This window comes from Longispora albida DSM 44784 (genome assembly GCF_000379825.1).
GTDB lineage: Bacteria > Actinomycetota > Actinomycetes > Mycobacteriales > Micromonosporaceae > Longispora > Longispora albida.
Genome location: NZ_KB903833.1, coordinates 324,999 through 350,999, shown reverse-complemented (window position 1 = coordinate 350,999; position 26,001 = coordinate 324,999). Strand labels below are relative to the sequence as shown.

At 70.4% G+C, this 26,001-nt stretch carries 29 protein-coding genes and 1 riboswitch; of the genes, 15 read left to right on the top strand and 14 right to left on the bottom strand.

Going from position 1 to position 26,001, the window contains the following annotated elements; all coding sequences use genetic code 11:
* Positions 1–65: 65 nt before the first annotated feature.
* Positions 66–1,541: a glycerol kinase GlpK gene (gene glpK / locus A3G1_RS0119295; protein ID WP_018351123.1), complete on the bottom strand. Its 1,476-nt coding sequence runs from the start codon at positions 1,539–1,541 to the stop codon at positions 66–68.
* Between the two features lie 92 nt (positions 1,542–1,633).
* Here glpK and A3G1_RS41465 point away from each other — a divergent pair, with 92 nt between their 5' ends.
* The gene (locus A3G1_RS41465; RefSeq protein WP_018351122.1) at positions 1,634–3,070 is read left to right on the top strand and encodes an alpha/beta fold hydrolase; all 1,437 of its coding nucleotides are present in this window, start codon (positions 1,634–1,636) and stop codon (positions 3,068–3,070) included.
* A complete protein-coding gene (locus A3G1_RS0119285) occupies positions 3,067–3,402 on the top strand; it encodes a hypothetical protein (protein ID WP_018351121.1) in 336 nt (111 codons plus the stop codon). Before A3G1_RS41465 ends, A3G1_RS0119285 begins: the two co-directional genes overlap by 4 nt.
* A 169-nt stretch (positions 3,403–3,571) precedes the next feature.
* On the opposite strand, the gene A3G1_RS0119280 is transcribed toward A3G1_RS0119285, so the two are convergent.
* From A3G1_RS0119280 to A3G1_RS0119265, 4 genes are all read right to left on the bottom strand, one after another.
* Positions 3,572–4,201, bottom strand: a complete 630-nt coding sequence (locus tag A3G1_RS0119280; RefSeq protein WP_018351120.1) for a histidine phosphatase family protein — start codon at positions 4,199–4,201, stop codon at positions 3,572–3,574.
* 5 nt (positions 4,202–4,206) lie between these two features.
* Positions 4,207–7,464 carry a bifunctional lysylphosphatidylglycerol synthetase/lysine--tRNA ligase LysX gene (gene lysX, locus A3G1_RS0119275; protein WP_245563530.1) on the bottom strand — a complete coding sequence of 1,086 codons (3,258 nt, stop codon included), beginning with the start codon at positions 7,462–7,464 and terminating at the stop codon, positions 4,207–4,209.
* 169 nt (positions 7,465–7,633) lie between these two features.
* Positions 7,634–9,655 carry a bifunctional polysaccharide deacetylase/glycosyltransferase family 2 protein gene (locus A3G1_RS0119270; protein ID WP_051110589.1) on the bottom strand — a complete coding sequence of 674 codons (2,022 nt, stop codon included), beginning with the start codon at positions 9,653–9,655 and terminating at the stop codon, positions 7,634–7,636.
* A 53-nt stretch (positions 9,656–9,708) separates the two neighbouring features.
* Positions 9,709–10,044, bottom strand: coding sequence for a hypothetical protein (locus A3G1_RS0119265; protein ID WP_018351117.1), 336 nt, complete (start codon positions 10,042–10,044; stop codon positions 9,709–9,711).
* A gap of 139 nt (positions 10,045–10,183) precedes the next feature.
* On the opposite strand from A3G1_RS0119265, the gene A3G1_RS35640 reads away from it, so the two are divergent.
* Positions 10,184–10,903 (top strand): TVP38/TMEM64 family protein, encoded by a 720-nt coding sequence (locus A3G1_RS35640; RefSeq protein WP_018351116.1) that lies wholly within the window; start codon positions 10,184–10,186, stop codon positions 10,901–10,903.
* Here A3G1_RS35640 and A3G1_RS0119255 read toward each other — a convergent pair.
* Positions 10,892–11,113: a hypothetical protein gene (locus tag A3G1_RS0119255; RefSeq protein ID WP_157641230.1), complete on the bottom strand. Its 222-nt coding sequence runs from the start codon at positions 11,111–11,113 to the stop codon at positions 10,892–10,894. The genes A3G1_RS35640 and A3G1_RS0119255 overlap by 12 nt on opposite strands.
* Positions 11,114–11,151: 38 nt before the next feature.
* Between A3G1_RS0119255 and A3G1_RS35635 the strand changes: the two genes are divergently transcribed.
* Genes A3G1_RS35635 through A3G1_RS0119235 form a run of 4 tightly spaced genes read left to right on the top strand, consistent with a single transcriptional unit; the run spans position 11,152 to position 13,925 of the window.
* Positions 11,152–11,352 (top strand): hypothetical protein, encoded by a 201-nt coding sequence (locus A3G1_RS35635; protein ID WP_018351114.1) that lies wholly within the window; start codon positions 11,152–11,154, stop codon positions 11,350–11,352.
* Positions 11,349–11,936 (top strand): nucleotidyl transferase AbiEii/AbiGii toxin family protein, encoded by a 588-nt coding sequence (locus tag A3G1_RS35630; RefSeq protein WP_018351113.1) that lies wholly within the window; start codon positions 11,349–11,351, stop codon positions 11,934–11,936. Before A3G1_RS35635 ends, A3G1_RS35630 begins: the two co-directional genes overlap by 4 nt.
* A 37-nt stretch (positions 11,937–11,973) precedes the next feature.
* A complete protein-coding gene (locus tag A3G1_RS0119240) occupies positions 11,974–12,876 on the top strand; it encodes an ABC transporter ATP-binding protein (protein WP_018351112.1) in 903 nt (300 codons plus the stop codon).
* Positions 12,873–13,925 carry an ABC transporter permease gene (locus A3G1_RS0119235; protein ID WP_018351111.1) on the top strand — a complete coding sequence of 351 codons (1,053 nt, stop codon included), beginning with the start codon at positions 12,873–12,875 and terminating at the stop codon, positions 13,923–13,925. The genes A3G1_RS0119240 and A3G1_RS0119235 overlap by 4 nt, the downstream gene beginning before the upstream one ends.
* A 14-nt stretch (positions 13,926–13,939) precedes the next feature.
* Here A3G1_RS0119235 and A3G1_RS0119230 read toward each other — a convergent pair whose 3' ends face one another.
* From A3G1_RS0119230 to A3G1_RS0119215, 4 genes are all read right to left on the bottom strand, one after another.
* Complete coding sequence (locus tag A3G1_RS0119230; protein ID WP_018351110.1) at positions 13,940–14,131, bottom strand: hypothetical protein; 192 nt, start codon at positions 14,129–14,131, stop codon at positions 13,940–13,942.
* A 191-nt stretch (positions 14,132–14,322) separates the two neighbouring features.
* Complete coding sequence (locus A3G1_RS38745) at positions 14,323–14,700, bottom strand: STAS domain-containing protein (protein ID WP_018351109.1); 378 nt, start codon at positions 14,698–14,700, stop codon at positions 14,323–14,325.
* A gap of 260 nt (positions 14,701–14,960) precedes the next feature.
* Positions 14,961–15,656: a hypothetical protein gene (locus tag A3G1_RS35620; RefSeq protein WP_083937009.1), complete on the bottom strand. Its 696-nt coding sequence runs from the start codon at positions 15,654–15,656 to the stop codon at positions 14,961–14,963.
* 17 nt (positions 15,657–15,673) lie between these two features.
* Positions 15,674–16,303, bottom strand: coding sequence for a papain-like cysteine protease family protein (locus tag A3G1_RS0119215; protein WP_018351107.1), 630 nt, complete (start codon positions 16,301–16,303; stop codon positions 15,674–15,676).
* 221 nt (positions 16,304–16,524) lie between these two features.
* On the opposite strand from A3G1_RS0119215, the gene A3G1_RS0119210 reads away from it, so the two are divergent.
* From A3G1_RS0119210 to A3G1_RS35615, 4 genes are all read left to right on the top strand, one after another.
* On the top strand, positions 16,525–17,442 hold the full coding sequence (locus tag A3G1_RS0119210; protein ID WP_018351106.1) for a helix-turn-helix domain-containing protein: 918 nt from the start codon (positions 16,525–16,527) through the stop codon (positions 17,440–17,442).
* Between the two features lie 60 nt (positions 17,443–17,502).
* A complete protein-coding gene (locus A3G1_RS0119205) occupies positions 17,503–17,994 on the top strand; it encodes a SigE family RNA polymerase sigma factor (protein WP_018351105.1) in 492 nt (163 codons plus the stop codon).
* Positions 17,991–19,004, top strand: a complete 1,014-nt coding sequence (locus A3G1_RS0119200) for a hypothetical protein (RefSeq protein ID WP_018351104.1) — start codon at positions 17,991–17,993, stop codon at positions 19,002–19,004. The genes A3G1_RS0119205 and A3G1_RS0119200 overlap by 4 nt, the downstream gene beginning before the upstream one ends.
* A gap of 66 nt (positions 19,005–19,070) precedes the next feature.
* A complete protein-coding gene (locus tag A3G1_RS35615) occupies positions 19,071–19,514 on the top strand; it encodes an SRPBCC family protein (protein WP_040478836.1) in 444 nt (147 codons plus the stop codon).
* A gap of 32 nt (positions 19,515–19,546) precedes the next feature.
* Here the strand turns inward: A3G1_RS35615 and gcvH are convergent, their stop codons facing one another.
* Positions 19,547–19,903, bottom strand: a complete 357-nt coding sequence (gene gcvH / locus A3G1_RS0119190; RefSeq protein ID WP_018351102.1) for a glycine cleavage system protein GcvH — start codon at positions 19,901–19,903, stop codon at positions 19,547–19,549.
* Complete coding sequence (gene gcvT, locus A3G1_RS0119185; RefSeq protein WP_018351101.1) at positions 19,900–20,979, bottom strand: glycine cleavage system aminomethyltransferase GcvT; 1,080 nt, start codon at positions 20,977–20,979, stop codon at positions 19,900–19,902. Before gcvT ends, gcvH begins: the two co-directional genes overlap by 4 nt.
* 133 nt (positions 20,980–21,112) lie before the next feature.
* A riboswitch (glycine riboswitch) is annotated at positions 21,113–21,206 on the bottom strand.
* 244 nt (positions 21,207–21,450) lie between these two features.
* Between gcvT and A3G1_RS0119180 the strand changes: the two genes are divergently transcribed.
* On the top strand, positions 21,451–22,986 hold the full coding sequence (locus A3G1_RS0119180) for a flavin monoamine oxidase family protein (RefSeq protein ID WP_018351100.1): 1,536 nt from the start codon (positions 21,451–21,453) through the stop codon (positions 22,984–22,986).
* 145 nt (positions 22,987–23,131) lie between these two features.
* On the opposite strand, the gene trxA is transcribed toward A3G1_RS0119180, so the two are convergent.
* Positions 23,132–23,485 carry a thioredoxin gene (gene trxA / locus A3G1_RS0119175; RefSeq protein WP_018351099.1) on the bottom strand — a complete coding sequence of 118 codons (354 nt, stop codon included), beginning with the start codon at positions 23,483–23,485 and terminating at the stop codon, positions 23,132–23,134.
* A 199-nt stretch (positions 23,486–23,684) separates the two neighbouring features.
* Here trxA and A3G1_RS0119170 point away from each other — a divergent pair, with 199 nt between their 5' ends.
* The 3 genes from A3G1_RS0119170 to A3G1_RS0119160 are packed head-to-tail and all read left to right on the top strand — an operon-like array spanning position 23,685 to position 25,113.
* Positions 23,685–24,581 carry an MHYT domain-containing protein gene (locus tag A3G1_RS0119170; protein ID WP_018351098.1) on the top strand — a complete coding sequence of 299 codons (897 nt, stop codon included), beginning with the start codon at positions 23,685–23,687 and terminating at the stop codon, positions 24,579–24,581.
* Positions 24,582–24,598: 17 nt separating this feature from the next.
* Positions 24,599–24,904, top strand: coding sequence for a GNAT family N-acetyltransferase (locus A3G1_RS0119165; protein WP_018351097.1), 306 nt, complete (start codon positions 24,599–24,601; stop codon positions 24,902–24,904).
* Positions 24,901–25,113, top strand: coding sequence for a (4Fe-4S)-binding protein (locus tag A3G1_RS0119160; protein ID WP_018351096.1), 213 nt, complete (start codon positions 24,901–24,903; stop codon positions 25,111–25,113). Before A3G1_RS0119165 ends, A3G1_RS0119160 begins: the two co-directional genes overlap by 4 nt.
* On the opposite strand, the gene A3G1_RS0119155 is transcribed toward A3G1_RS0119160, so the two are convergent.
* Positions 25,110–25,997, bottom strand: coding sequence for a sigma-70 family RNA polymerase sigma factor (locus A3G1_RS0119155; protein WP_018351095.1), 888 nt, complete (start codon positions 25,995–25,997; stop codon positions 25,110–25,112). The genes A3G1_RS0119160 and A3G1_RS0119155 overlap by 4 nt on opposite strands.
* Positions 25,998–26,001: the final 4 nt, after the last annotated feature.

Here is a 26,001-nt window from a genome sequence, read left to right as displayed (position 1 = left end):
GGGGGGTGCGCGCGGCACAGGGTTGAGGGGCTCTGTCTCGCGCGCACCCTTCTTTTTTTGTGTACCTACACCCAGTCCAGCGTCCGGGTCACGGCCTTCCGCCACTGGGCGTAGCGGGCTTCCCTGTCGTCGGGTTCGATGGCGGGTACCCAGGTCGCCGCGGCCCGCCAGCGGCTGCGCAGGTCGTCCAGCGTGGGCCAGAAGCCGACGGCGAGCCCTGCGGCGTAGGCGGCTCCGAGGGCTGTGGTCTCGGTGATGGCCGGCTTGACGACGGGTACGCCGAGGAAGTCAGCCTGGAGCTGGAGCAGCAGCGAGTTCGCGGTCATGCCCCCGTCCACCCGCAGTTCGGTCAGCGCGACTCCGGCGTCCCCGGCCATCGCGTCGGCCACTTCCCGGGTCTGCCAGGCCGTGGATTCGAGGGCGGCCCGCACCAGGTGCGCCTTCGTCACGTACCGGGTGAGCCCCACGATCACCCCCCGCGCGTCGGCCCGCCAGTGCGGGGCGAACAGCCCGGAGAAGGCCGGCACGATGTACGCGCCGCCGGTGTCGGCCACGCTGGCCGCGATCTCCTCGGCCTCGTCGGCTGAGGAGATCAGGCCGAGGTTGTCGCGGAGCCACTGGATGAGCGCCCCGGTGATCGCGATCGACCCTTCGAGGGCGTAGGTGGCCGGCTGGCCGGAGAGCTGGCAGGCCACTGTGGTCAGCAGGCCCTGCCACGAGTGCACGGCTGTCGTGCCGGTGTTGAGCAGGAGGAAGCTGCCGGTGCCGTAGGTGTTCTTGGCTTCGCCGGGGTAGAAGCAGGTCTGGCCGAACAGCGCGGCCTGCTGGTCGCCGAGGGCCGCAGCGACCGGTACACCGTCGAGAATGCCCTTGGCTTTTCCGTAGATCTCCGAGGACGGGACGATCTCGGGGAGCGCGGCCCTGGGCACGCCGAAGGCTTCCAGCAGGGCCGGGTCCCAGTCGAGGCTGGCCAGGGACATGAGCATGGTGCGGCTGGCGTTGGTGACGTCGGTGATGTGGCGGCCGGTGAGCTTCCACAGCAGCCAGGTGTCGATGGTGCCGAGCAGGACCTCGCCTGCCGCCGCGCGTTCACGCAGGCCGAGGTGGTCGAGGAGCCAGCGCATCTTGGGGCCGGAGAAGTACGTGGCGAGCGGCAGCCCGCACGTCGCACGGAACCGGTCGATCCCGCCGCCCTGCGCGGCCAGCTCGGCGACGAGGTCTGCTGTCCGGGTGTCCTGCCACACGATCGCGTGGTGCAGGGGCTCGCCGGTCGCGGCGTCCCAGGCCACTGTGGTCTCACGCTGGTTGGTGATGCCGACGGCTGCGAGGTCGGAGGCTGTGATGCCTGCCTTGGCGAGTGCGACGCCGACGACCTCCACGACGGAGTCCCAGATCTCGGCGGCGTCGTGCTCGACCCAGCCGGGCCGGGGGTAGTGCTGGGTGATCTCCTTCTGGCCCGTGGCGACCGCCCGCCCGTCGTGGTCGAAGATGATGCACCGCGAGGAGGTGGTGCCCTGGTCGATGGCTGCGACATACGGCATGGCCCCACCCTGGCGCGCGTCCCGCCGCCCCGGCCACCCGACACGCCGGGCCGATGCCCAGCTGTGCCCGGCCACCCGGCAAGATGGCCGATATGACCCACGACCAGGTACCGGTGCGCGTGGCCGGCTGGGCGCTGATCACGGCCGCGGTCTGTTACACGGCCTGGGTGCTCGGGCCGTGGCTGAACCCCGGGATCGACGAGCGCGCCGGGTACGTGAGCGCGTACAGCGCCTCCGACCAGCCCCATCGTTCCTTCTTCGCCGCGATGGACAGCACGGCCGGCGTGCTCATCGTCCTCGCGGTGCTGCTCGTGGTGCTGAGCAGGCCGGGCAGGTGGACGTGGCCGGTTGTCACCGGTTTCCTCGGGCTGGCGGTGCTCGGCGCGGGTACGGTCGCTGACATGGTGTTCAGCCTGGACTGCACGCCGTACGAGGACACCACCTGCGCCCTCCTCGAACGGGCCGGCAACGTCTCGATGAGCCACGACCTGCACACCGTCACGAGCAGCGTCGCCGTCACGGGTGGCGTGGCCGGCATGATCGGGCTGAGCCTGGGCTGGCGGCTCGGCTGGGGCTGGGTACTGGCCACTGTGGAGGTGGTCGCCGTCGTGGGCTCGCTGGCCGCGATGCTGTACGGCGACTGGATGGGGGTCGCCCAGCGGGTACAGGTGGGGACGGCTTCGGTGTTTCTCGCCGCGCTCGGGTTCACGCTGCTGCGAACCAGGACGACCACGGAACCGTCCACTGTGCTGCATGTGGTGGAGGAGGGTTCCGGTACACCGGAAGTGGTTTTCTCCAGCGGGCTCGGCGAGGCCTGGTTCGACTGGGACCCCGTCGTGGCCCTGCTGGACTGCCGCACGATCCGTTTCGACCGCCCGGGCCTGGGCCTGAGCGAGCCGGAGGCGGGCCCGGTGACGCTGGAGGCCGAGGCGGCCCGCCTGGCGGCCCTGACGGCAGGTAGACCTGTGGTCGTGGCGCACTCGCAGGGCGGTTTCTACGCCGAGGCCTTCGCCCGGCTGCACCCTGACCGGATCGGCGGCCTGGTCCTGGTCGACCCGAGCTGCGAGCCGGACATCTCCCCGCGGGCCACGTGGCACGGTGGCCTGCTCAAGCCCGTACCGGCTCTCACGCTCGTCCTCGCGGCCGCGCTGGCCCCGCTGGCCGGCCCGGCCCTGCGCAACCTCGGTTTCAAGGCCCAGACCACGACCAAGGCCGTCCCGGGGACGCGCAGGCAGATCCGGCAGGTCTACGGCTCCGGCCGCACGATCGCCGCCACGGCCAAGGAGTTCCTGGCCTACCGTGACGTGGCCGCCGAGCTGCTCAGCCTGCGCAAGAGCCATCCCATGCCCGACATCCCGGTCGTCGTGCTCACCGCGCTCGGCGACGCCGACGACAAGTGGCGGGTCGCGCACGCCGATCTCGCCGCCGAGCTCAACGGCCGCCAGATCGTCTTCCCCGACGGCAGGCACATGCTGCACGTCGACCAGCCGGAGGCCGTGGTGGCCGCGATCCGCGAGGTGTCCACATGAGACGGATCATCCTTCTCCTGCCGCTGCTCGCCGCGTCCTGCGCCGATCCGGCGAACACCGTCGCCGAGGGTTCCTACCGCAACGCTGTCGCTGTCCGTTCAGGGAAGGCCCTGGCGGATGTGGGTGTACCGGTGCGGGGCCGCCTCCACTGCACGTCCACCTCGCCGGACAACTGGTCGACCGTCCGGACCAGCTGTGAGGGCCACACGGCGGACGGCCGCCCGATCACGGTCGAGGGCGTGGCGGAGCTGGCCAGCACGCCGGCGCCCCGCGAGCAGTACGTCATCTCGGTCGCAGGCCACATCGTGGTCACTCTCGGCGGCACCCGCTGACCCACAACCCAGAAACACAAAAGCCTGATTTTGTACCCGCGACGAACCGCCCCCGGCTGCCCACAGCGATCCCGCGCCCCCGCACCCGCAGCCCCCGTCGCGGCACACGGCCAACGGCCTCAGCGGTCCCGGCCTCACCGGCCCGGAAACCCTCACGGCCCGGAAACCCTCACCCGCCGTCGTTGAACCGCACCAGAGTCCACCGGGCCGGCGGGAACGCCGCCGGGTCGTTCTCCGTGACCCACTCGGTGATCGCGGCGTTGCGGACGTTGGCCAGCTCGAACGGGTAGTAGTGCCCGAGCAGGCCCAGCCCGCCGAACGAGGCGGCCACGGTCTCCGCGTGCCCGGCGACGACGACCGTCGAGCCCCGGTGCCGGGCCGCGATGCCGACGAGCGCCGCCGACACTCTCGTGACCAGCTCGGCCCAGGTCTCGTTCCCGTGCTCGAACGGCCGGAACACGCCACCGCCCTCAGCCGCGTACTCCCGCTGGAACCGCTCGACCGGCATCCCGTCCGCGTGCTCCGGCACGTGCCACGTACACAGCCCGCAGTCCTGCTCGGCGGCGACGCCGAGCCATTCCGCGATCGGCGCTGCGGTCTCGGCGGCCCGGCGGATCGCCGACGAGTATACGGCGACCTCGCCCCAGCTCTCCGCTTCGCTGGCCAGCCGGGCGGCCAGGTGCGCGGCCTGATCGTGGCCGAGCGGGGTGAGCCCGCCGCACGAGGCTGGCCCGCCGAGCACGCGTTCTCGCTTGTGGACGGAGTCACCGTGCCGGACCAGCACGACCCGGGTCAGCACCGCTACTACCGGGGCTTGACGAGCGGGAACGGCAGCGTCTCGCGGATCGTCCCGCCGGTCAGCAGCATGACGATCCGGTCGACGCCGAGCCCGAGCCCGCCGGTCGGCGGCATCGCGTACTCCAGCGCGGTCAGGAAGTCCTCGTCCAGCTCCATCGCCTCCGCGTCGCCGCCGGCCGCCAGGAGCGACTGCTCCGTCAGGCGCCGCCGCTGCTCGACCGGGTCGATCAGCTCGGAGTACGCCGTGCCCAGCTCCGTCCCGTACGCGACGAGGTCCCAGCGCTCGGCCAGTCTCGGGTCGTCACGGTGCTGGCGGGTCAGCGGCGACACGTCCGTCGGGAAGTCCTTGTAGAACGTGGGCTGCTGGGTGTGGTGCTCGACGAGCCGCTCGTACATCTCCAGGATCACCTGGCCACGGCCCCACTGCGGATTCAGCGGCACCCCGGCTGCCTTGCACAGCTTCTGGAGCACGTCGGCCGAGGTGTCGGCGGTGACCTCCTCGCCGAGCGCGGCCGAGATGGCCCCGTTGACCGTGAGCACCGGCCAGTCACCCGACAGATCAGCACCGTTCGCTGTCACCATCGACCCGCACGCTGCCACAGCGGCGTTCTGGATCAGGTCCTGCGCGATGAGGCGCATGGTGTCGTAGTCGGCGTAGGCCTGGTACGCCTCCAGCATCGTGAACTCGGGGTTGTGCTTGAACGACACACCCTCGTTCCGGAAGGTCCGGCCCAGCTCGAACACCTTCTCCACGCCGCCGACCGCGAGCCGCTTGAGGTACAGCTCCGGCGCGATCCGCAGGTAGAGATCCATGTCGTACGCGTTGATGTGCGTCGTGAACGGCCGCGCGTTCGCCCCGCCGTGGATCGCCTGGAGCATCGGCGTCTCGACCTCCAGGTACCCCTGCCCGATCAGCGTGCTCCGCAGGCTGTGCACGGCGGCGGAACGGGCGGCCAGCATGCCACGGGCTGCCGGGTTGACGGCCAGGTCGACGTACCGCTGCCGCACCCGCGCCTCCGGGTCGGTCAGCCCGTGCCGCTTGTCCGGCAGCGGGTGCAGGCACTTGGCGGCGAGTGTCCACTGTGTCACGCCCACCGACAGCTCCCCGCGTTCCGAGGTGGTCACGACGCCGCTCACCTGCACGTGGTCGCCGAGGTCGATGTCGGAGTTCCAGGTGCCGATCGCGTCACCGGTCAGCAGGAGCTGCACGTCGCCCGACCAGTCGCGCAGCTTCGCGAAGCACACGCCGCCGTGGTCGCGCAGGAGCAGTACCCGGCCGGACAGCGTCACCGGCTCGCCCTGCCCCGGCAGCTCGGCGACCGGTGTGCCCCGCTCGGCGAGCAGCGGGTACGGGTCGACGCCGGCCGCCTTGATCCGGTCGAGCTTCGCCAGGCGTACCCGGACCTGCTCCGGGCGCTTCAGCACCTGGCCGGCCCGGGCGGGCGCGACCGGGGCGACGTCGAAGACCTCACGCTCGGCCGCCACGGCCTCCCGGCCCTTGCGGAACAGCTGCGGCAGGCTCGGTACCGGCACGAAGCCCTCCGCGATCCCGAAGGCCAGGCTGATCCGGATCAGCTCGCGGCGCTCGGAGAAGCAGACGAACCTCGGTACCCACTCGGGGTGGTACTTGGCGTTGGACCTGTAGAGCGACTCCAGCTGCCACCAGCGGGAGAAGAACAGCAGCGTGTGCCGCCAGGCCAGCAGGATCGGGCCGGCGCCGATCCGGGCGCCCTCCTCGAACACCGAGCGGAACATGGCGAAGTTCAGCGAGACCCGGTCCACGCCCAGGCCGGTGCAGGCGGCCATCAGCGAGGCGACCATGAACTCCATCAGCCCGTTGTCGCTCGACCGGTCCCGCCGCATCAGGTCCAGCGACAGGCCGCGCGCGCCCCACGGGCTCAGCGACAGCAGCGCGGACTCCTTGCCGTCGGCACCCAGGCACTCGACGAGCACGCACCGGCTGTCGGCCGGGTCGCCCAGCCTGCCCAGCGCCATCGAGAAGCCGCGCTCGGTCTCGGTGTCGCGCCACTCGTCGGCCAGGCCGACGATCTTGGCCATCTCCGCTGCCGAGATGTCGCCGTGGCGGCGGATCCTGACCGTGTACCCGGCCCGCTCCACCCTGTTCACGGCCTGCCGCACGACGCGCATGTCGCGGCCGTCCAGGCTGAACTCCTTGACGTGCAGGATCGCCTCGTCGCCGAGTTCGAGTACCCGCAGGCCCGCCCGCTTGTACGCGGTCGCCCCCGCCTCGCTCGCGCCCATGACGGCCGTGGTCCACGCGTGCTTCTCCGCCTCGCGCAGCCACTCGTCGATGGCGTGGCCCCACGATTCGGGGTCGCCGATCGGGTCGGCGCTCGCGATCGACACCCCGGCCACGACCCGGTACGTGACGGCGGCCTTGCCGCTCGGCGAGAAGATGGCGACCTTGTCCCGGCGGGTGGCGAAGTAGCCGAGCGAGTCGCGTTCGCCGTGCTCGGCGAGCAGCTGCCGGACAGCCCGCTCGTCCTCCGCCGACATCACCGCCGCCGCCCGCTGGGAACGCAGCAGGGTGAACAGCGCGACGAACAGCGCGATGGCCCCGCACAGGCCGAGCAGGAAGTTCACCCAGCCGGGCGCCTTGCCGATCCGGGCGATGTCGAACTTGATCGCCCCGCCCAGCACGCGCTCCATCGCCCACGTGAGCCGGTCACCGCCGCCGTGCAGCGAGCCGGGGAACGCCGTCACCAGCAGGTACCCGAGCCCGGTGAAGCCGGCGGCCAGCGCGCCGAAGACCGTGAGCGCCTTGCGGAGGCTCGCGGCCTGCACGCGGGCGTAGAACTGGTCGCGGGCCAGGTAGAGCACGATGATGCCGGTGACGGCCAGCACGGCGTTGGCGGTGACGGACGTGGCGAGCCAGTGCGGCGGCGGCTTCTGGAAGTCGTTGATGAACCCGGCCGGGTTCTCGCTGTAGTAGAACAGCAGCCCGGCGCTGAAGATGTCGATGACGATCTGGACGGCGAGGTAGCCCAGCAGGATCCAGTACGCGACGCGCTTGCGCCGGGACACCGCTGCGGCGAGGACCGCGAGGAACAGCGCGTACGCCAGGTTCGGCGGGACGGGCACGAAGACGCGCTCGATGGTCTGCCGGACGCCGTAGACCCGCTCCCGGAGCACCAGGCTGAGAGCCATCAGTGCGCACAGCACTGCGAGGATCGTCAGCATGGAGACCAGGACTCCTGGTACCCGGCGGGTCCAGCCTGCCCGTGCAGCCGCGTGCGTTGCCACTATTCCCTCGCTGGGTAAAGAAGCCGTGAAGAATTCATCGTGAGGGTACGCGGCCGGCGATCCGCGCCGCGTCCCCGGTGCGGCGGACCGCCCGGCCGCCGGGCTCAGTCTCGCGGCGTACTTCCGGTGTGCCCGCCCTCATCCCCGAGAGCGAGGAACGCCTGGTTGGCTACCGTCCGGCTCTGGCGTCGTCGAGGGCCTGCCCGGCCGCGCCGATCCGGTGCATCCGCTGCCAGCCGAGCCGCGCGCCCGCCACGGCCGTGACCACCGACTGCACCGTGACCAGGTACATGAGCTGCCGGTACCCGACCTGCTGCAACGGCAGTGACCAGAGTGTCCTGAGCCGTTCCCCGTCGAGCAGCAGCGCGTACCCCGCCAGCACGAACTGCACGGCGAACGCCCCGAGCCACATCGCGGCGATCCGCCACGGGTCGAGGAAGACCAGGCCGTAGATCGCGAAAACGTCGACGGCGGGCGCGGCGAGCGGCAGCAGGGTCTGGAAGAGCAGCAGGTACACGAGGCCGCGCCTGCCCAGCTTCCCGGCCTGCCCGCCGGCCGTGATCGCCGCCCGGTGCTTCCACATGGCCTGGAGCGTGCCGTAACACCACCGGTACCGCTGCCGCCACAGCTGCCGCATGCTCGCGGGTACCTCGGTCCAGGCCCGTGCCGTGGGCTCGTAGGCGACCCGCCAGCCCGCCCGGCAGATCGCCATCGTGAGGTCGGTGTCCTCGGCGAGCGTGTCGGTCGGCACGCCGCGCCCGAGTGCCTCCCGCCGGAACGCGCCGATCGCGCCCGGCACGGTCGGCATGCACTGCGCGATGTCGAACAGCCGCCGGTCGAGATTGAAGCCCATCACGTACTCGATGTGCTGCCACCTGCCCAGCAGCCCGTCGCGGTTGCCGACTTTCGTGTTGCCGGAGACCGCACCGACGCCGGGGTCGGCGAAGGGCTGCACGAGGTTGTGCACGGCGTCCGGCTCGAACACGGTGTCGCCGTCAACCAGGACAAGCAGGTCATACCGGGCGTGCGTGATCCCGTTGTTCAGCGCGGCGGGCTTGCCGGCGTTGGCCTGCCGTAACACGACGGCTCCGGCCCGGTAGGCGATTTCCGCCGTGTTGTCCGCCGAACCGTCGTCGACCACGATCACTTCGACGGGGTGGTTGCTCGCCAGCAGTGACCGCACCGTCCGGCCGATGTTCGCCGCCTCGTTGTAGGCCGGCACGATCACGCTGACCGGATCGTGCATCACCGGCCGGCTCCGCTTCCGGCGCGACCGTCTCCTGTGGAGCCACGCCCCGCCGAACTGCACGACCGCCCGCAGCGTCCCCAGCCCCAGCCCGATCGCCAGCAGCCACTCCAGCACGCTCACCACGCCGCCGGCCCCCTGCTGGGCCGTCGCCAGAGCCACACCCTTGGATTTTGTACCCAGACCCGCGCCGGCCATCCCCGGCAGCCCGAGCCCCTCCGACACAGTCGTGAACCTGTACCCGCGCGCCTTCAGCTGGGGGAGCAGCCGGTCGAGCGCCGCCACCGTCTGGCTGCGATCCCCGCCGGCGTCATGCATGAGCACGACAGCCCCGGCCGTGCCCTGCGGCGTCGCGTTCCGGACGATCGCGTCGGCCCCCGGCCGTTCCCAGTCGCGGGTGTCGAGGTCGGCGAGTACGAGCAGGTGCCCGTTGTCCCGGTACGCCGTCCACTCCGCCACGCTGACCGCCCCCGGCGTCGACGAGTACGGCGGGCGGAACAGCACGGGGCGCCGCCCGGTCGCCCCCGCGATCGCGTTGTCCGCGAGGTTCAGCTCCAGCTCCCGCTGCCACGAGGGCAGGCCGGCCAGGCTGGCGTGGCTGTACGTGTGCGAGCCGATCTCGTGGCCCTCCGTCACGATCCGCTCCGCCAGGCCGGAATGCTCCCCGGCCTGCCTGCCGACCACGAAGAACGTGGCGTGCGCACCGTGCCTGCGCAGCACGTCGAGTACCTGCGGCGTCCACGCCGGGTCCGGCCCGTCGTCGAACGTGAGCGCGAGGGTCTTCTCCGGCATCTTCCGGCTCGTCCCGTCGCCCCGCAGCACCGGCCCGCCCCCGGTCACCCATGCGGCGGCCGGCCCGTCCTTCCCGGCGTTCTGGGCGGTGACCTTCCCGTCCCAGTGCTCCGAGTAGCCGTGCAGGCTCAGCGCGGCCAGCAGCGTCAGCATGCCGAGCAACAAGAGGAACCAGTGCGCGCGAGGCGGTTTCCTCCGGGCGTGCTTCACGGCTTCGGCGGCTTGGACGGCGCGCGGCTCGACCGGTGATCCCCGCCCTGACCAGGCGATTCTGGCGTACCGGACGGCGTGGACCCCGCCTGCCCAGGCGCCTGCGGCGTACCTGTCACGCGCGGTGCGCCCGCCGTCCCGCCCGCCCGTTTCGCCGCGGAGGGGGAGGGGCTGGCCGCACCGGCCCCGGCACCCTCAGCCGCCGGTACGGGAGTCGGCGTCGGCTTCGGCTGGTCGGGGAAGGCCGGGATGCCGAGCGGGCTGCTGCCCAGCGCACCGGTCACCACCAGCCCGAGGAAGAGGATCAGCGTCGCACCGGCCCCAGCGGCCACGATCCGGAACCGTCGATGCCGCCGGCCCGAACGGTCGACGAAAACTGGCTGAGCCTCCACGTGTGCATATGTCGTCCCCGCGCATTCGTGCGTTACAGCACGTGCCCGGCCCCTCCGGGCCCCCAGGTACGGTTGCCCCATGCGAGCACCAGCCGAACCCGGCGGCCCCCAGCGCAGGGCGGCGGTCCGGTTCGCCGTGCTCCTGGCCGCCCTCGCCGCGCTCGGTGCAGCCCTGGCGATCACCGGCCCGCCGTCCCGCGAGGACCTGACGGCCTTCGCGTCCGGTACGGGGTCCGCCGCCCCGTTCGTCGCGGTCGGCGGCGCCGCCGTCCTGACGCTCGTGATGATCCCGCGCACCGTGCTGGCCTTCGTTGGCGGCCTGCTCTTCGGCACCCTGGCCGGCGGCGTCTACGTTCTCGCTGGCGCTCTCCTGGGTGCCTCGCTGGCCTTCGCAGCCGGTCGTCTCCTGGGCCGCGAGTTCGTCGGCTCGATCGGTACCGAGGCTGACCCCGCCGACACCCGCCTCCGTACCCGTCTCCGGGTCCGCGTGGCCCGGATCGACGCCTGGCTCGGCCGCCGCGGGATCCTCGGCGTGCTCGCCGTCCGGCTGCTGCCGATCGCCCCCTACGGCCTGATGAGTTACGCCTTCGGCACGACGGCCACCCGGTACCGCGACTTCCTCGCCGGCAGTTTCCTCGGCGCGACGCCCAGCAGCCTCGCCTACGCTGCCATCGGAGCGGCGGCCCTCACCGCGTCCCCGGCAGCCCTGGCAGCCGGGGCGGCAGCGCTGGGCGTACTGGGCCTCCTCGGCGTGGCCGGAGCCTCCTGGGCCCGCCGCCGCCTCGGCTCACCCGCCTGAGCCGACCCGCAGCAGCACCGCCCCGTCCACACTCAGCTCCTCCAGCAACCCAGCCACGTCGACAGCCGAAACCCCGGCAGCGTCCACGAACAGCACCCGGTGCGCCGGATACTCCTCGCTCTCCACACCATCCCCCAGCAACACCACCACAGGCGTGGCCACCAGCGTCGGATGCAACTGCCTGCGATCAACCCACCGGAGAACACTCATGCGGCCTAGGGTAAGCCGCTCGCCGATAGACTTGCCCCATGGCAGATACCCCGGCCGCCCGTCTCCGCCTCGCCCTCGACATGTTTGAAGTCGGCGAGGAGATGGTGCGTGCTCGCCTGAAGAGAACTAAGCCAGCGATCTCCGAGGAAGAGGTGACTGCGGAGGTCCAAGCCTGGCTACTGTCGAAGCCCCTGCCCCTGATGGGCGGTTTTGGCAGGCCCTCGAACCGGTTCGCATGAACGAGATGAGGGCCGCGCTGCGGCACGTCGCTGACGATCTCGAACGCCTTGGCTCCGGATGGGCACTGATTGGCGGATTCGCGGTCTCTGCGCGAGCGAATCCTAGGTTCACCAGTGATATCGACATTGCCGTCATGGTTCACGGGGATGTTGATGCGGAGGAACTGGTCCGCTGGTTCACAGCCCACGGCTACGGATTGCTCGGCTCGGTAGAGCACGACAACGGCCGGCTCGCGCTGGCCCGGCTCACGCGACCGGTCGATAGTGTCGACATTACGATCGACCTGCTGTTCGCCAGTTCGGGCATTGAGCTGGAGATCGTGCACGCGGCAGAGAGCCTGGACGTTTTGGGCGGCCTGATCCTGCCAGTAGCGGCCATCGGCCACCTGATTGCCCTGAAGCTGCTGGCGCGCGACGACAAGCTCAGGCCGCAGGACCTCATGGACCTCACCGGGCTACTGAAAGCCGCTACTCCGGAGGACCTGAATGTTGCCGCGCAGGCTGTCCGGCTCATCACGGAGCGGGGCTACAACCGGGAGCGCGATCTCATCGGGGCGCTGCGTGAGCTGACGTCTGCTGAGTAGCCCGCCAGCGGCTGCTTATCGCCTCTACAGTAGGCGCATGGGGCCCACGATCGTGGTCGACGAGATCCGGAAGCACTACAAGGACGTCAAGGCCGTCGACGGGGTGTCCTTCGTGGTCGAGGAGGGCGAGTTCTTCGGGATCCTCGGGCCGAACGGGGCCGGCAAGACGACCACGCTGGAGATCGTCGAGGGGCTGCGGGCCGCGGACTCGGGCCGGGTCACCGTGTTCGGCGAGCAGCCGTGGCCGCGTAACCAGCGGCTGCTGCCCCGGATCGGCGTGCAATTACAGGCTTCCTCGTTCTTCGAGCGGCTGACGGCCCGCGAGCAGCTGCGTACCTTCGCCGCCCTGTACGGCGTGCCCGCCGCCCGGGCCGACGAGATGCTCGACGTCGTCGGCCTCGCCGAGAAGGCCGGTACCCGGTGCGAGAAGCTGTCGGGCGGGCAGATGCAGCGGCTGTCGATCGCCTGCGCGCTGGTACACAATCCAGATCTTGTCTTTCTGGACGAGCCGACGGCCGCGCTGGATCCGCAGGCGCGCCGCAACCTGTGGGATCTGCTGCGCGACATCAACCACCGGGGCCGGACGGTCGTCCTGACCACGCACTATCTCGACGAGGCCGAGACGCTCTGCGACCGGGTGGCCATCATGGACCACGGGAGGATCCTCGAATCCGGCCCGCCGGCCGCGCTGGTCCGGGGCCTGGACAGCCCGACGCGGATCAGCATCGAGCACGGCCTGCTGCCCGAGGCCGCAGCCCGTGAACTGTCCGGTGTGGAGCGGGTGACCGACGACGGCGTGATCCTGACCCTGCTGACCAGGGAGCCGGCCGGTGTCCTCGCGGCCCTCGCCGAGCGCAATGCCCTGCGTGGCCTGGAAGTGCGGGGTGCGACGCTCGAAGACGTGTTCCTGGAGCTGACCGGGCGGGAGTATCGCGCATGAGGGGCGGGTTCGCCGCGCTGGCCACCGCGATGCTGCGCGGTTTCGTCCGGGACAGGACGGCGCTGTTCTTCACGATCCTGTTCCCGCTGATGTTCCTGGTCGTGTTCGGCGGGATCTTCAAGGACCCGGGCACGCCCAGGGCGAAGATCGCCGAGATCGGCCAGGTAGCGCTGCTCGACCAGGCCCCGCCGGCCTCGATCTCGAAGGTCCTGGACATCACGAAGGAACCCGACCGGGCCAAGGCTCTCGAAGCCGTGCGCAAGGGCGACTACGCGGCGGCGGTCGAGGCGGACGGCGACCGGCTCGTCGTGCACTACTCGGCCGCCGACCAGGTGAAGGCCGGGATCGTGCAGGGCATCCTCGGTTCCATCGTGGACGAGGCGAACCGGGCCGGTGCCCCGCCGAAGTTCACGCTGTCGGCGGAGCAGGTCGAGGACGCCTCCCTCAAGCCGATCCAGTACCTGACGCCGGGGCTGCTCGCGTGGGCGATCTCGATGGGCGGCACGTTCGGCGCGGCGCTGACCCTGGTCGAGTGGCGGCGGAAGAAGATCCTGCGCCGGATCAGGCTGGCTCCGGTGAGCACGTTCACCGTGGTCAGCGCCCGGGTGTGGATCAGCATCCTGATCGCGCTGGCGCAGACCGGCATCTTCGTCGCGGTGGCGTCGATCCCGTTCTTCGGGCTGAGACTCTCGCCGACGTGGTGGATGACGATCCCGATGGTCGTCTGCGCGACGCTGGCGTTCCTGTCGATCGGGCTGGTGGCCGGGGCGTTCACGAAGACCGGCGAGGCGGCCAGCGCCGTGGCCAACCTCATCGTGCTGCCGATGGCTTTCCTGTCCGGAGCGTTCTTCCCGCTGGACAACGCACCGTCCTGGCTGAAGAACGTCGCCAGTGTCCTGCCGATGCGGCACGCGGTGCTCGGCATCCAGGACGTGATGGTGAAGGGGCTGCCGTGGACGAGCGTGCTGCCGGAGATGGGGATCCTGCTGGGCTTCGCCCTGGTGGTCGGTTTCCTCGCCACCCGGCTGTTCACCTGGGACGACGTGTGAGGGCTGAGGAGTCCTCAGAGGAGGAAACTGGCTCCGGCGGCCTCGATGGCCAGCAGCCCCGCGCGGAGCGCGTCCGCGGCCTCTCCGGCCCGGCCCTCGGCCAGCAGCCGCTCGGCGAGGAGGCGGTAGTGCCTGGCCAGCTCGACCGGGGAGTCGAAGCCCTGCAACGCTTCGCGCTCCCTCGCGTACCCCCCGACAGCGGACATGGCTTGAGTGTACGGAAGCTGACTGCTCAGTAAAGAGCTCAGAATATTGCTAAGGCAATTTTAAGGTTCCCGGGTGGGCAAAGGCTGGCAAATCCACCCATCAATCGATCATGGATCGACGCGCACGGCAGATCTTCACTGTACCCGGATCTGACGCTGACGATCTCCTGGGATTTCTCCCGCACAAGCCCTCAGATCGCCTCCTCGGCCCGGTCGCCCTGCCCCGTACGGGAGCGGGGGACGAGGGCCGCGCCGGCCGGCGGGCACAGCAGGTCGCGCACGCCGACCGCGGCGAGCACCCGGTCGACGAGCGGATTCTGGTTGTGCACAGTGAACTCGATGCCGAGCTGCCTGCTGATCCGGTAGGCCACGACCAGGATCCCGATCCCCGTGGAGTCCAGCAGGGTCACCCGCGCCAGGTCGACCCGGATCCGCGCCGGGCTGAGCTGGTCGATGGCCTCCGAGATGGACGTTCTGAGATCCGGTGCTGTCGCGTAGTCGATCTCACCTTGGACGGTGATGAGTACTTGCCGGCCCCCCAGGTCGGCAACGTCGACCGCAAACGTCATCCCGTGCTCCCCGGGCGTCGAGGGTGTGGGCGTATGCCTGATCACACCAGCGTAGCCTCGGTCAGGGCTCCCCGCCCGGTACCGTGCTGTCACGGCCAGATCATGCCAGCCGGCAGCCGGATATACCAGCCTGTACCCACTGATTGTGCATTTAATGCGAATCAGGCCACGGGACCGAACCCCGGCCGCGTGGCTCGCGACCGGGGAACAGCACCGTTTATTGATCTTCGTCTGGCCTGGCTGGACTGTTACCAGCCTCGCTACCTGGTACGAAGCCGCGGCGCGAACACCACGAGCGCCAGCGCGGCACAACCCAGCAGCCACAGCGCCGGAGCCCAGCCGGAACCGCCGGCCTCCTCGCCGTACCCACCGGCCTTACCGGACCGATGGTAGGCCGACCCGGGCAGCTTGTCGCCGTACCTGGCACTGACCAGCTTCTGGTACGCGGCAACACTCTTACCCTCGCCGACGGCGGCCCGGGCGTCGGCGTTGAGCGGGCTGACCGTCTCGCCACGGAGGACGTACCAGGCGTTGACCTGCGGCTCGTGGAACACGACCCCGCCGGCGCCGGCCGCAGAGGCGTAGCCCTGCTCGTCGCCGCCGGAGGCGATGTTGACGACAGTCCACGCCCCGTCCTTCTTGACCGTCCACACCGCCGCGGACCTGCCGCCGCCGGTGACGGTCGTGGCCACGTATTCGAGCGTCGCGACGGGAGCCTTCGGTGACGTGACGAACTCGGGGTTGAGGGTGAAGACAGCGACCGGGTCACCGGCCACAGTTGCGGAGTCCGCCGCGAGGAACTGGCTGGCCCGGGGCATGGCAGCCACAGCTGCCTGACGGGCGGCGTCGAGATCGGCCTGGCCCGGCGCGCTCACACCGGGAGCGGCCGAGGCGGGGCTGGCGGTCAGGAGGGCGGCGAGGACTGCGCCCGCGCCCGCGAAAAGCATTCTGCGCATGGTCACGGTCACTGTCCTCACATGCCGATCTGGTACAGGGAGTGGGTCCAGGAGAAGGAGCTGTTGTTCACGTAGTAGCTGTGGGTGCCCCAGTTGTAGCGGGTGCTCGAACCCCACGGGTTGCTCCAGTACACCCAGTTGCTCGCGGTGTCGTAGCCGTAGATGTTCATCATGTGCCCGCCGCCGGAGGACCACTGGATCCTGGTCATGATCGGCCGGTTGGCGTTGATCTCGGTCTGCACGGTGCTGTAGTACAGCCAGCCGGTCACGTACCGGCCCGGCGCGATGCCGATCTCCCAGAAGGCCTCCTGGTCGTTGGCCAGCGTCGCCTGGTTGTTCGGGCAGCTGGAGTTCATCGACCGGTTGAAGGCCAGGTTGCAGAACTGGTTCTGGCTGTAGGAGTAGCCGTAGTAGGCGGCGATCGAGTTACCGGTCGCTGCCCAGCACCAGTTCGAGTACTGCTGGACCTGCTGGGTGATGTTCAGCCTGCGCGAGGCGAGCAGGCCCTGGCTGGCAGTCGCCGAAGCCTGGCCTGCCGCCGGTCCGGCCGCTGGTGCCGCCGTGGCCGGCGAGGCCGGGAAGGCCAGCGCGGCGGCGAGGGCGATGGCGAGTGCCGCCGCCCGGCCCCACTGCTGTCTGCGGGTCATCACTGCTCCTGAGGGGTAGGAGTAAGGGGTGCGCACACGATCCGCCCGGCAGGCCCCCGGCACAACACCACAGCGTCAACCAGCGAGAACTCAGTGAATTGGGCACGCTCAGGGGTAGCGCGGAAGTGGCTGCCCTGTGAACATTCACAGACAACGGTGAACGCGACAACGGTGAACGTGAGTACACACAGCCCGGCCGGACGTCTGGGGAGGCGGAGTCGATGGGGCGTGATGACCTGACGGCCGTGTTACGCAGCGGCCCCTTCCACCTGGCGCTGCGCGCCGCGATCGAGGCCAGGGGGCTGGCGCTCCAGCGCATCCAGTTCCGGCTGGCCGAGCAGGGCCTGCACGTCGGCGTGGCGACCCTCTCGTACTGGCAGCAGGGCCGCCGCCGCCCCGAACGGCAGGACTCCCTGCGCGCCGTCAGCGCGCTGGAGGAGATCCTCGGCCTGCCGCCGTCGGCGCTGACCGTGCTGCTCGGCCCGCCCCGCCCGCGCGGCCGTGGCGCCGGCCTGCCCGCCGGTGCCCGCAGGTACGCGGAGCTGATCGCCCCGATCTCCGCGCTCGACCGGATCCTCGCCGACCTCGACAGCCCGGACGGGCGGCTGCACACCGTGAGCCTCTTCGAGGACGTGGAGGTCGGGCCGGACCGCTCGGCCGTGCGCCGCCGCTGCCTGCACGTGGTGAAGGCGCACCAGGAGGTCGACCGGTACGTGACGATCTTCCACGGGGACGCCGGCTGCGACGCCAGCCAGATCCACGTCGTGCCCGTCGCGAACTGCCGGCTCGGGCGCACCCGGCGCGACCTGCCGGAGGGGCTGGTGGTCGCGGAGCTCCTCTTCGACCGGACACTGCGGATCGGGGAGACGCACATCCTGGAGTACGAGATCCGCGACGGCAGCGGGGTGCTGTGCAGGGACTACCACCGCGGGGTGCGCTTCCCGACCGGGCAGCTCGTCATCCAGGTCAGGTTCGCGCCGGGGGTGCTGCCGGTGCGCTGCTACCAGTACACGAAGAAGTTCATCGACGGCCCGGACGTGGACCGCACGGAGCTCACCGTCACCGGCCACCGCACCGTCCACATGGCCAGCATGGACGTCGCCCCGGGGATTTCCGGAATCCGCTGGGACTGGGAGTAAACAGATCGGCGGCCTCACCGCCTTCTTCCTCGCGTAAGCGAAGCAGAGAGGATGTGCGGTGTGACGTTCGAGGAGTACGTGACCACCCGCGGGCCCAGCCTGGTCCGCCTGGCCAGGCTGCTGACCGGTGATCACGACCGCGCGCAGGACCTGGCGCAGGACGTGCTGGCCAAGGCCTACGTCCACTGGCGCCGGATCGCCGGAATGGACCAGCCTGACCTCTACGTCCGCAAGATGCTGGTCAACGCGAACCGTTCGTGGTGGCGGCGCCTGTCCCACCGCGAGCTGACCCTGCCGGACCCCGGGAAACCGGTACCGGTCGCCAGCGCCGAGTCCGCGCTGGCCGAACGCGACGCCCTGTGGCGCCAGATCAGGGCACTGCCCGGTCAGCAGCGCGCGGCCATCGTCCTCAGGTACTACGAGGACCTGGACGACACGACGATCGCGCAAATCCTCGACTGCTCCCCGGCCACCGTTCGGGTGCACCTCTCCCGTGCGCTGGCCAAGCTCCGGCACCAGCAGGTGCCAGCCGTCACAGGAGGAAAGCCGTGAGCATCGAGCAGGACATCACCAGAACCCTTACCGCGCACGAAGGCGGCGAGATCGACACGACCGGGCTGCTCGCGGGGGCGACCCGGCTGGGCAGGGCCCGCAGGCTCCGCCGCAACACCGCCGTCGCGCTCGGCGCGGTCGCGGTACTCGGCATCGGCCTCGCCGTCCCAGCGCTGCTGCCGGAGAGCGGCACGCCACCCGCCTCGGTGGCCCCGGCCGGGAAGGTGTTCCCGAACCTGCCGCAGGTGCGGGACAAGGTACCCGCCAGCCAGGACCCGAAGGTGGTCGGCTCGGATCCCCAGCTCGTCCACCTCACGCTCGACCCGGCACTCCAGACGCCCGGCATGACGGCGGGGTTCACCTCCCAGCTGGGCGAGGAGCGGCTGGGACTGGTGGAGCGGCGCTCCGACGCGAAGCCGGGCCTGACCGGCACGATCGTGAGCGCTGGCAGGCAGGCGTTCGTCATACCGGCAGCGGACTTCGAGCGGGACACCACCGTCGGGGGCAAGCCAGCCAAGCTCTTCGTGGGCCGCGCGGTCCCGGACCGCCCCAAGTACGCGGTCTCCTGGGTCGCGGATCCGGGGATCCCCGTCACGGTGTACGAGGGCTTTTCGGAGGAGGCCGTGATGCGGGTGGCCAACGGGCTCCGGTTCGACACCGTGGTCGGATGCAAGTCCCGGATCACGGCGACCGCGTTGCCCAAGGGGCCCTCGCAGTACTCGTGCCAGGGCATGGTGGACGACACGGGCGCGATCACCAGCACCACCCTGGGCTTCAGCCCTGACATGCGGATCGAGGAGATGCCCAAGTACACGAGGCCCGCGCCGGGAGCGCCGAACACGACCGTCGGCGGCCGGACCGCCTACTGGACGGACCGCTCGTCGCCGGGCCGGCCCCAGTGGGAGCTGATGGTCGACGACTGGAACGGACGGCAGGTGGTCATCAGCGTCGGCAGTTCCTTCACCCTGGACGATGCCCGGATGATCGCCGAAGGCCTGCGCTGGGGTTGATCCCGGATCCGTGCCGAGTAGCCCATGTATAGCCGGGGGCCGGGCGGGAAGCCATAGTCTGTCGGCATGAGGGTGGAAGTTTCCACACGGCTAGAGGTCGACGCGCCGCCGGAGCGGGTCTACGGGGCACTCGTGGACTGGGAACGGCAGGGCGAGTGGGTCCCGCTGACCACTGTGCGGGTCCTGGAGGGCGACGGCACGGTGGGGAGCCTGGTCGAGGCGGTCACGGCGCTGGGCCCGTTCCGGCTGGTCGACCTGATGCGGGTCGGCCAGCTGGAGGCGCCGTACCGGATCAAGGTCCTGCACTGCGGCAAGCAGCTCAAGGGCCCTGGCCTGCTGGAGTGCACCAGGCTGCCAGCCGACCGGACCAGGCTGACCTGGGCCGAGTCCCTGGACGTGCCGGCCGTGGTCGGCTTCTGCTGGCCGGTGCTCCGCCCGTTCGGCGCGCTGCTGCTGCGGGCCGGCCTGAAACGGCTGGCCCGGAACCTGGCCCGCCCGGTCGCCGCCTGAGTCAGGCAGCGGCCGGGCGGGAAACAGCGGGACTAGGAAGCGATCAGCGCCTGGTACGCCGCCTCGTCGAGCAGCTCACCGGCCTCCTTGACCTCCACGCGGAACAGCCAGCCCTCGCCCTGCGGGTCCGAGTTGATCAGGGAAGGGTCGTCGATGACGGCCTCGTTGCGGGCGACGACGACCCCGGTGACGGGGGCGTACAGCTCGCTGACCGACTTGGTGGACTCCAGCTCGCCGCAGGTGTCCCCGGCGGTGATCTCGGTGCCCGGCTCGGGCAGCTCCACGTAGACGATGTCGCCGAGCGCCTCCGCCGCGTACGGGGTGATGCCCACGGTGGCCGGCTCGTCGCCGGTGATCCACTCGTGCTCGGCGGTGTAGGACAGGCTCACGACTTGCTCCTTCGGTAGAACGGCAGTGAACTGAGGTCGACAGGTTCGAGGGTGCCGCGGATGTCCACGGCGAGCGGGGCGTTCACTGTGGACACGTAGGCCATCGCGATCGGCCGGCGCAGGCTCGGGGACGCGGCCCCGGAGGTGACCTCGCCGACCGGCTCGCGGGTACGGGCGTCCACGACGGGCTGGCCGGCCCGCAGGACGCGGCGGCCGTTGGACACCAGCCCGACCAGCCGTTTCCTGCGCGGGGACTCGGCGGCGGCCGTCAGCGCCTCGCGGCCCACGAAGTCGCCGGGCTTGTCGAGCCGGACGACCCGGCCGAGGCCGGCGTCGTAGGGGGTGGTGGAGGCGTCCAGCTCGTGGCCGTAGAGCGGCATTCCGGCTTCGAGGCGCAGGGTGTCCCGGCAGGCCAGCCCGGCCGAGCGCAGGCCGTGCGGCTCGCCGGTCGCCGACAGCGCCCACCAGACGGCAGAGGCGTGCTCGGCTGGCACGTACAGCTCGAAGCCGTCCTCTCCCGTGTACCCGGTCCGGGCCACGAGCAGCGGCACGTCGTTGATCATGCCGGGGGTGATCGAGTAGTACGGCAGGCCGCCGAGGTGCGCGTCGCAGATCAGGGCGAGGATGCCGGCCGCGCTCGGGCCCTGCAGGGCGATGAGCGACTGGTCGATCCGGGTGACCTGGGCGTCGAAGGCGGCCAGCCGCACGCTCAGCACCTCGTGCACCAGGCTCGTGTTGCCGGCGTTGGCGACCAGCATGAACTGGTCTTCCTCCAGCCGGTACACGATGAGGTCGTCGAGGATGCCCCCGTCGGCCTGGCAGATGAGGGTGTAGCGGGCCTGGCCGGGCTTGAGCTCCGACAGCCTGCCGACCAGCGCGTAGTCCAGCGCCTCGGCGGCCTGCCAGCCGGTGAACTCGAACTGGCCCATGTGGCCCAGGTCGAACATGCCGGCCGAGGCCCGCACGGCCAGGTGCTCGGCGGTCTCGCTGCCGTAGCGCAGGGGCATCCGCCAGCCGGCGTAGTCGGTCAGCGTCGCGCCCAGCGCCAGGTGATGCTCATACAGTGCAGTGCGCACAGGAGGCTCCCACGGTCGATTGGGTGTGCCTCCCCCTCTGTCATCGGAACCTGAGAGCTTCACCGCCCGTTTCCGGGAGCGGCTTGCACCGTGGGTGAGCCCCGGCGTGACCGGGACTGCTTTCCAGAGTTGCCTAACCCGGGCGGTAACTGGGCCTGAGAGTGTGCGGGGAGTCTTGCTCCTTCGGCGCGGCCATTGGGACTGGCCGTCTCTCCCGCCCGGGATCATGGGCTTGTGCAGTTGTGGCGCTGAGCCTAGGTGCCTGCCGGGGAGGCGGTCAAGGCAGGGTCCCAGCTGCTGGGCTGGGCAATTGGCAAAACCCAATTTTGTGTACCCGGAACGCCAATGTGCCCTAAAGTCCGCGAACCAGGCCACCGGCCGCGCGGCCGAGCCTACCCTGGCGGAAGAGCCGGAAGATCGGATCGGCGGCCGGGCCAGGCCCAGGCGGCCGGAGCGTCGAGGGGGACGGCCATGTCCGAACCAGCCAATGCCCTGCCAGCGGGTGCCGGAGGACTGCCAGAACCCAGCGGGCGGCCATCGCCAGCCGCGGCCGCGCCGGTACCTGACTCCATCCTCGACGTCGTCACCGCTGGCCTGGGCCGCCGCGAGCAGCACCCGAAGCGGGTGATCGTGATCGGGGCTGGCATGGCCGGGCTGGTCGCGGCGTTCGAACTCCAGCGGCAGGGCCACGAGCCGGTCGTGCTGGAGGCCCAGAACCGGGTCGGCGGCCGGGTCTACACGATGCGCGACTTCGCCCCCGGCCTGTACGCGGAAGCCGGCGCGATGCGCATCCCGCGCGTGCACACCCTGACCCTGGAGTACTGCAAGCTGTTCGGGCTGAAGATGCGGCCGTTCGTGATGGGCAACGCGCGGACACTGCTGCACGTGGCCGGCCGGACGATGACGTTCGCCGACGCCGACGCCGACCCGGGGCGGCTGCCGTTCCAGCTGACCGAGGCCGAGCGCGGCAAGACGTGGATGCAGATGTGGGACGAGGCGACGGCGGAGATCAAGCAGGCGTACGACGAGGCTGGCCAGGCGGGCTGGGAGCGGATCGTCCAGCAGTACGACGACATGTCGCTGCGGGAGTTCCTGGAGCACAAGGGCTGGTCGGAGGGCGCGATCGAGATGTACGCGATCCTCAGCTTCCGCGAGCAGAACATGAACACCGCGGTCATCGAGCAGTTCTTCGAGCTGATCGGCCGGTCCTTCGAGGACATGAGGTACATCGAGGGCGGCACGGACCTGCTGGCCCGGGCGTTCTACGAGCGGATCGAGCAGTGCGTCCGGTTCGGCGCGGCCGTGAAGGCGATCGAGCAGGACGCCGACGGGGTGACTGTCCACTATGCCAACGCGGCCGGCCGGTTCTCCGAGCGCGGCGACTACGCGATCTGCACGCTGCCGTTCCCGGTGCTCAGCAACATCGAGGTCAGCCCGGCCCTGTCGCCGTCCAAGCGGCAGGCGATCCGCGAGCTGCGGTACAACGCGTCGACGAAGATCCTGTTCCAGGTGCGCCGGCGGTTCTGGGAAAGCGAGCCGTACGGGATCGTCGGCGGCACGACGGCCACCGATCTGCCGATCCGCCGCGTCGTCTACCCCTCGGCCGCCGACCCGGACTCCGAGCGCGGCATCCTGCTCGCCAGCTACACCTGGGGCCAGGACGCGCTGCGCTGGGGTTCGATGTCCGAGAAGGACCGGATCGAGGAGGCGCTGGAGGACGTCGCGAAGATCCATCCGGAGATCCGGGAGGAGTTCGAGGTGGGCGCGTCACACGCCTGGTTCAGCGATCCCTACGCCGGCGGGGCCTTCGCGCAGTTCGAGCCGGGCCAGGCGACCCGGATGCAGAAGCACATCCTGGCGCCGGAGGGCCGGATCTACTTCGCGGGCGAGCACTGCTCGCTCTACCACGCGTGGATCCAGGGCGCTCTCGAGTCGGGCATCCGCGCCGCCGCCACGATCCACAGCCTCCCAGCCCCCGAAACCGCCCGCGAACTCATCACGGTATGAGCAGGCTTGATCCTCGCCTTTGATCTTGATCTGAGGCGAGGTGGCCCGGTGAGCGGAAATCTGATCGCAGACGCGGAAGCCCGTGTACTGGTTGTACACGGGCTTCTGCGTTGCGCAGCTCAGATTTTCGCTCACCGGGTCGGCACTACTCAGAGGCGTCTTCCTTGACCTTGTCCATGTCGAGGTCGCGGGCCTTCTGGAGCAGGTCCTCGAAGGCGGCGGCCGGCAGCGCGCCCGGCTGCGAGTACACGACGGTCTTGTCGCGCACGATCATCAGCGTGGGGATGGACTGGATGCCGAAGGTCGCGGCCAGTTCCTGCTCGGCTTCCGTGTCGATCTTGCCGAACACGATGTCCTCGTGGGTCTCCGAGGCGGCTTCGAAGGTCGGGGCGAACCGCACGCACGGCCCGCACCAGCTCGCCCAGAAGTCGAGGACGACGAAGTCGTTGTTGCCGACGACGTCGTTGAAGTTGTCCTTGGTGACTGTGACCGTTGCCACTATCGCTCCCTAAGTTTCACGCCTGCTTCACCCAGCCAAACGTTACGGTAGGGCGGCCGTGTTCCCCGCCCGACTTGTCCGTGGATCACACCACCAAAATCTGATCTTGGGACAAAGTCGCCGCACCCGCACAGCATGTGCGATCCCGTACCCGATGTCGATGGCTCAATGGGTCGTATCGCGAAGACCGGAGGGCGTTATGGCCGAGATCGAACAGTTTGCATATGGCTGGATCAACCCGGTGGTCTCGTATGTCATTGCGGCCTTCGGCTGCGCGATCGGCCTGATCTGCACAGCGCGGGCCCGTGAGGCCCGTGCCGGTGCCCACCGGGAGAAGTGGCTCGTCCTGGGCGCGCTGGCCATCGGAGGTACCGGGATCTGGCCGATGCACTTCATCGCCATGCTCGGCTTCGACGTGCCGGGCTCGATCGTCAGGTACGACGTGTCGCTCACCACGGCCAGTGCGCTGATCGCGGTGCTGGCCGTCGGGATTGGACTGTTCATTGTGGGCCACGGCCAGGCATCCCTGCTCCGGATCATGCTGGGCGGCATCTTCGCCGGCCTCGGCGTGGCCGCGATGCACTACACCGGCATGGCGGCGATGCGGGTCGGCGGCTCGATCGCGTACGACCCCGTGGTCTTCACCGCGTCCGTCCTGATCGCCGTCGTCGCCTCGGCCGTGGCGCTGTGGTTCACCGTGAACGTCCGGGGCTGGGGCCCGATCGTCGTCGCCGCCCTGATCATGGGCGTGGCCGTGGTCGGCATGCACTACACCGCGATGTTCGGCGTCGAGGTCCACCTGCACCGGATCGACGGGCCGGTCGACGGGGTGAACCCCTTCCTCCTGGTCGCCCCGATCACCCTGCTGGTGAGCTGCGCCCTGGTCGGCCTGATCTTCAGCGTGCTGGCCCCGCCGGCCGAGGACGAGGCCGACATCGTCGCCGGGCTGTCCCCGCTGTCGGACCTGCCGCCGGAGCGGGCCGGAGCGCTGCTGCCCCGGCGGGTGGCCCGTTCCACGCCACCAGCCTCCCGGCCACTGGCCCGGCCAGCGGCCTCACCCCGGCCAGCACCGTCCAGGCCCCTGCGCACGCCCTGACTGGTTACGCTCTGTACATGATCGATGTCAAGGACGCGCCGGACCTGAACCGGTACGAGATCCACGTCGACGGGGAGCTGGCGGGCCTCACGGAGTACCGGCTGGCCGCTGGGCAGATCTCCTTCACGCACACCGAGATCGCCGAGGTCTTCGGCGGCCGGGGGCTGGCCGGGCAGCTCGTGCGGTACGCCCTGGACGACGTCAGGTCCCGCGACCTCGCTGTCCTGCCGTTCTGCCCGTACGTCCGCTCCTACATCAAGCGCCACCCCGCTTACCTGGATCTGGTGCCGGAAACCCAGCGGGAGAGGTTCGACCTGCCATGAGCCGGAAGAGCTACCCCGGAGAGCAGGTCACGGTGAGCTTCGACGGGGACCTGTGCCGGCATGCCGGCCGGTGCGTGGCCGGCCTGCCGGAGGTCTTCGACACGGGCAGGCGGCCGTGGATCCTGCCGGACGCCGCCGAGGCGGGCGCCGTGATCGCCCAGGTCGGCCGGTGCCCGTCCGGAGCGCTCCGGATCGAGCCCCGTTCCTAGCCGACGCCGAGCTGGGTGAGGCGGGCCGGGTCGGCGAGTACGTCGATCGCGACGATCAGCCCGTCCGTGACGACGAAGGCCATGGTCGCCACCGGCCGGCCGTTCGCGACCACGACCACGCCCGCCGCGCCGTTGATGAGGGCCGCCCGGGCGTGCGGCGCGAACTGGCCGAACAGCACAGCCTGCCCGGCGACGGTCCTCGCGCCCGACAGCATGACGTTGAGCGCCGGCCGGGCCGGGCCGCCGGTCGAGCGGATCACGACGTCCGGGTGCAGGATCGTGAGCAGCCGCTCGAAGTCGCCGTCGCGTACGGCAGCGAAGTAGGCGCTCACCACCTCGCGCTGCCTGCCCAGGTCGGGATCGGGTACCGGGGCGTGGCCCTGGACGCGCCGCCGCGCCCGGCTGGCGAGCTGCCGCGTGGCGGCCGGTGTCTTGCCGAGAACGGGAGCGATCTCCTCGAACGGCACGGCGAACATGTCGTGCAGGACGAACGACAGCCGCTCGGCCGGGGACAGCGTGCCGAGCACGACCATCAGGGCCAGCCCGACCGAGTCGGCCAGCTCGGCCTCCCGTTCGGGATCGGCGCTGTCCTCGTAGCTGATGACCGGGTCGGGGGAGGCGGCGAAGTCCAGCACGTCCTCGCGGCGGGCGGTGCGGGCCCGGAGGACGTTGAGGCAGATCCGTCCGACCACTGTGGTCAGCCAGGCCCCGAGGTTGTCGATAGTGGCGGCGTCGGTGCGGCTGAGCCGGATCCACGCTTCCTGCACGGCGTCGTCGGCCTCGGAGAGTGAACCGAGCACGCGGTACGCGACGCTCTTCAGCTGCCGCCGGTGCTCCTCGAACCGCCGCGCCAGCTCATCAAGATCGTTGCTCGCCACGGCCACACCC

Excerpts from the sequence above, each read along its gene's own strand:
- glpK (WP_018351123.1), bottom strand. The coding sequence starts at position 1,541 with ATGCCGTATGTCGCAGCCATCGACCAGGGCACCACCTCCTCGCGGTGC.
- A3G1_RS41465 (WP_018351122.1), top strand. The coding sequence starts at position 1,634 with ATGACCCACGACCAGGTACCGGTGCGCGTGGCCGGCTGGGCGCTGATC.
- A3G1_RS0119285 (WP_018351121.1), top strand. The coding sequence starts at position 3,067 with ATGAGACGGATCATCCTTCTCCTGCCGCTGCTCGCCGCGTCCTGCGCC.
- A3G1_RS0119270 (WP_051110589.1), bottom strand. The coding sequence starts at position 9,655 with ATGCTGACGCTGCTGGCCGCGCTGAGCCTGCACGGCTACTCGGAGCAC.
- A3G1_RS35640 (WP_018351116.1), top strand. The coding sequence starts at position 10,184 with ATGCGAGCACCAGCCGAACCCGGCGGCCCCCAGCGCAGGGCGGCGGTC.
- A3G1_RS0119255 (WP_157641230.1), bottom strand. The coding sequence starts at position 11,113 with ATGAGTGTTCTCCGGTGGGTTGATCGCAGGCAGTTGCATCCGACGCTG.
- A3G1_RS35635 (WP_018351114.1), top strand. The coding sequence starts at position 11,152 with ATGGCAGATACCCCGGCCGCCCGTCTCCGCCTCGCCCTCGACATGTTT.
- A3G1_RS35630 (WP_018351113.1), top strand. The coding sequence starts at position 11,349 with ATGAACGAGATGAGGGCCGCGCTGCGGCACGTCGCTGACGATCTCGAA.
- A3G1_RS0119240 (WP_018351112.1), top strand. The coding sequence starts at position 11,974 with ATGGGGCCCACGATCGTGGTCGACGAGATCCGGAAGCACTACAAGGAC.
- A3G1_RS0119235 (WP_018351111.1), top strand. The coding sequence starts at position 12,873 with ATGAGGGGCGGGTTCGCCGCGCTGGCCACCGCGATGCTGCGCGGTTTC.
- A3G1_RS0119230 (WP_018351110.1), bottom strand. The coding sequence starts at position 14,131 with ATGTCCGCTGTCGGGGGGTACGCGAGGGAGCGCGAAGCGTTGCAGGGC.
- A3G1_RS38745 (WP_018351109.1), bottom strand. The coding sequence starts at position 14,700 with ATGACGTTTGCGGTCGACGTTGCCGACCTGGGGGGCCGGCAAGTACTC.
- A3G1_RS35620 (WP_083937009.1), bottom strand. The coding sequence starts at position 15,656 with ATGCGCAGAATGCTTTTCGCGGGCGCGGGCGCAGTCCTCGCCGCCCTC.
- A3G1_RS0119215 (WP_018351107.1), bottom strand. The coding sequence starts at position 16,303 with ATGACCCGCAGACAGCAGTGGGGCCGGGCGGCGGCACTCGCCATCGCC.
- A3G1_RS0119210 (WP_018351106.1), top strand. The coding sequence starts at position 16,525 with ATGGGGCGTGATGACCTGACGGCCGTGTTACGCAGCGGCCCCTTCCAC.
- A3G1_RS35615 (WP_040478836.1), top strand. The coding sequence starts at position 19,071 with ATGAGGGTGGAAGTTTCCACACGGCTAGAGGTCGACGCGCCGCCGGAG.
- A3G1_RS0119180 (WP_018351100.1), top strand. The coding sequence starts at position 21,451 with ATGTCCGAACCAGCCAATGCCCTGCCAGCGGGTGCCGGAGGACTGCCA.
- A3G1_RS0119170 (WP_018351098.1), top strand. The coding sequence starts at position 23,685 with ATGGCCGAGATCGAACAGTTTGCATATGGCTGGATCAACCCGGTGGTC.
- A3G1_RS0119165 (WP_018351097.1), top strand. The coding sequence starts at position 24,599 with ATGATCGATGTCAAGGACGCGCCGGACCTGAACCGGTACGAGATCCAC.
- A3G1_RS0119160 (WP_018351096.1), top strand. The coding sequence starts at position 24,901 with ATGAGCCGGAAGAGCTACCCCGGAGAGCAGGTCACGGTGAGCTTCGAC.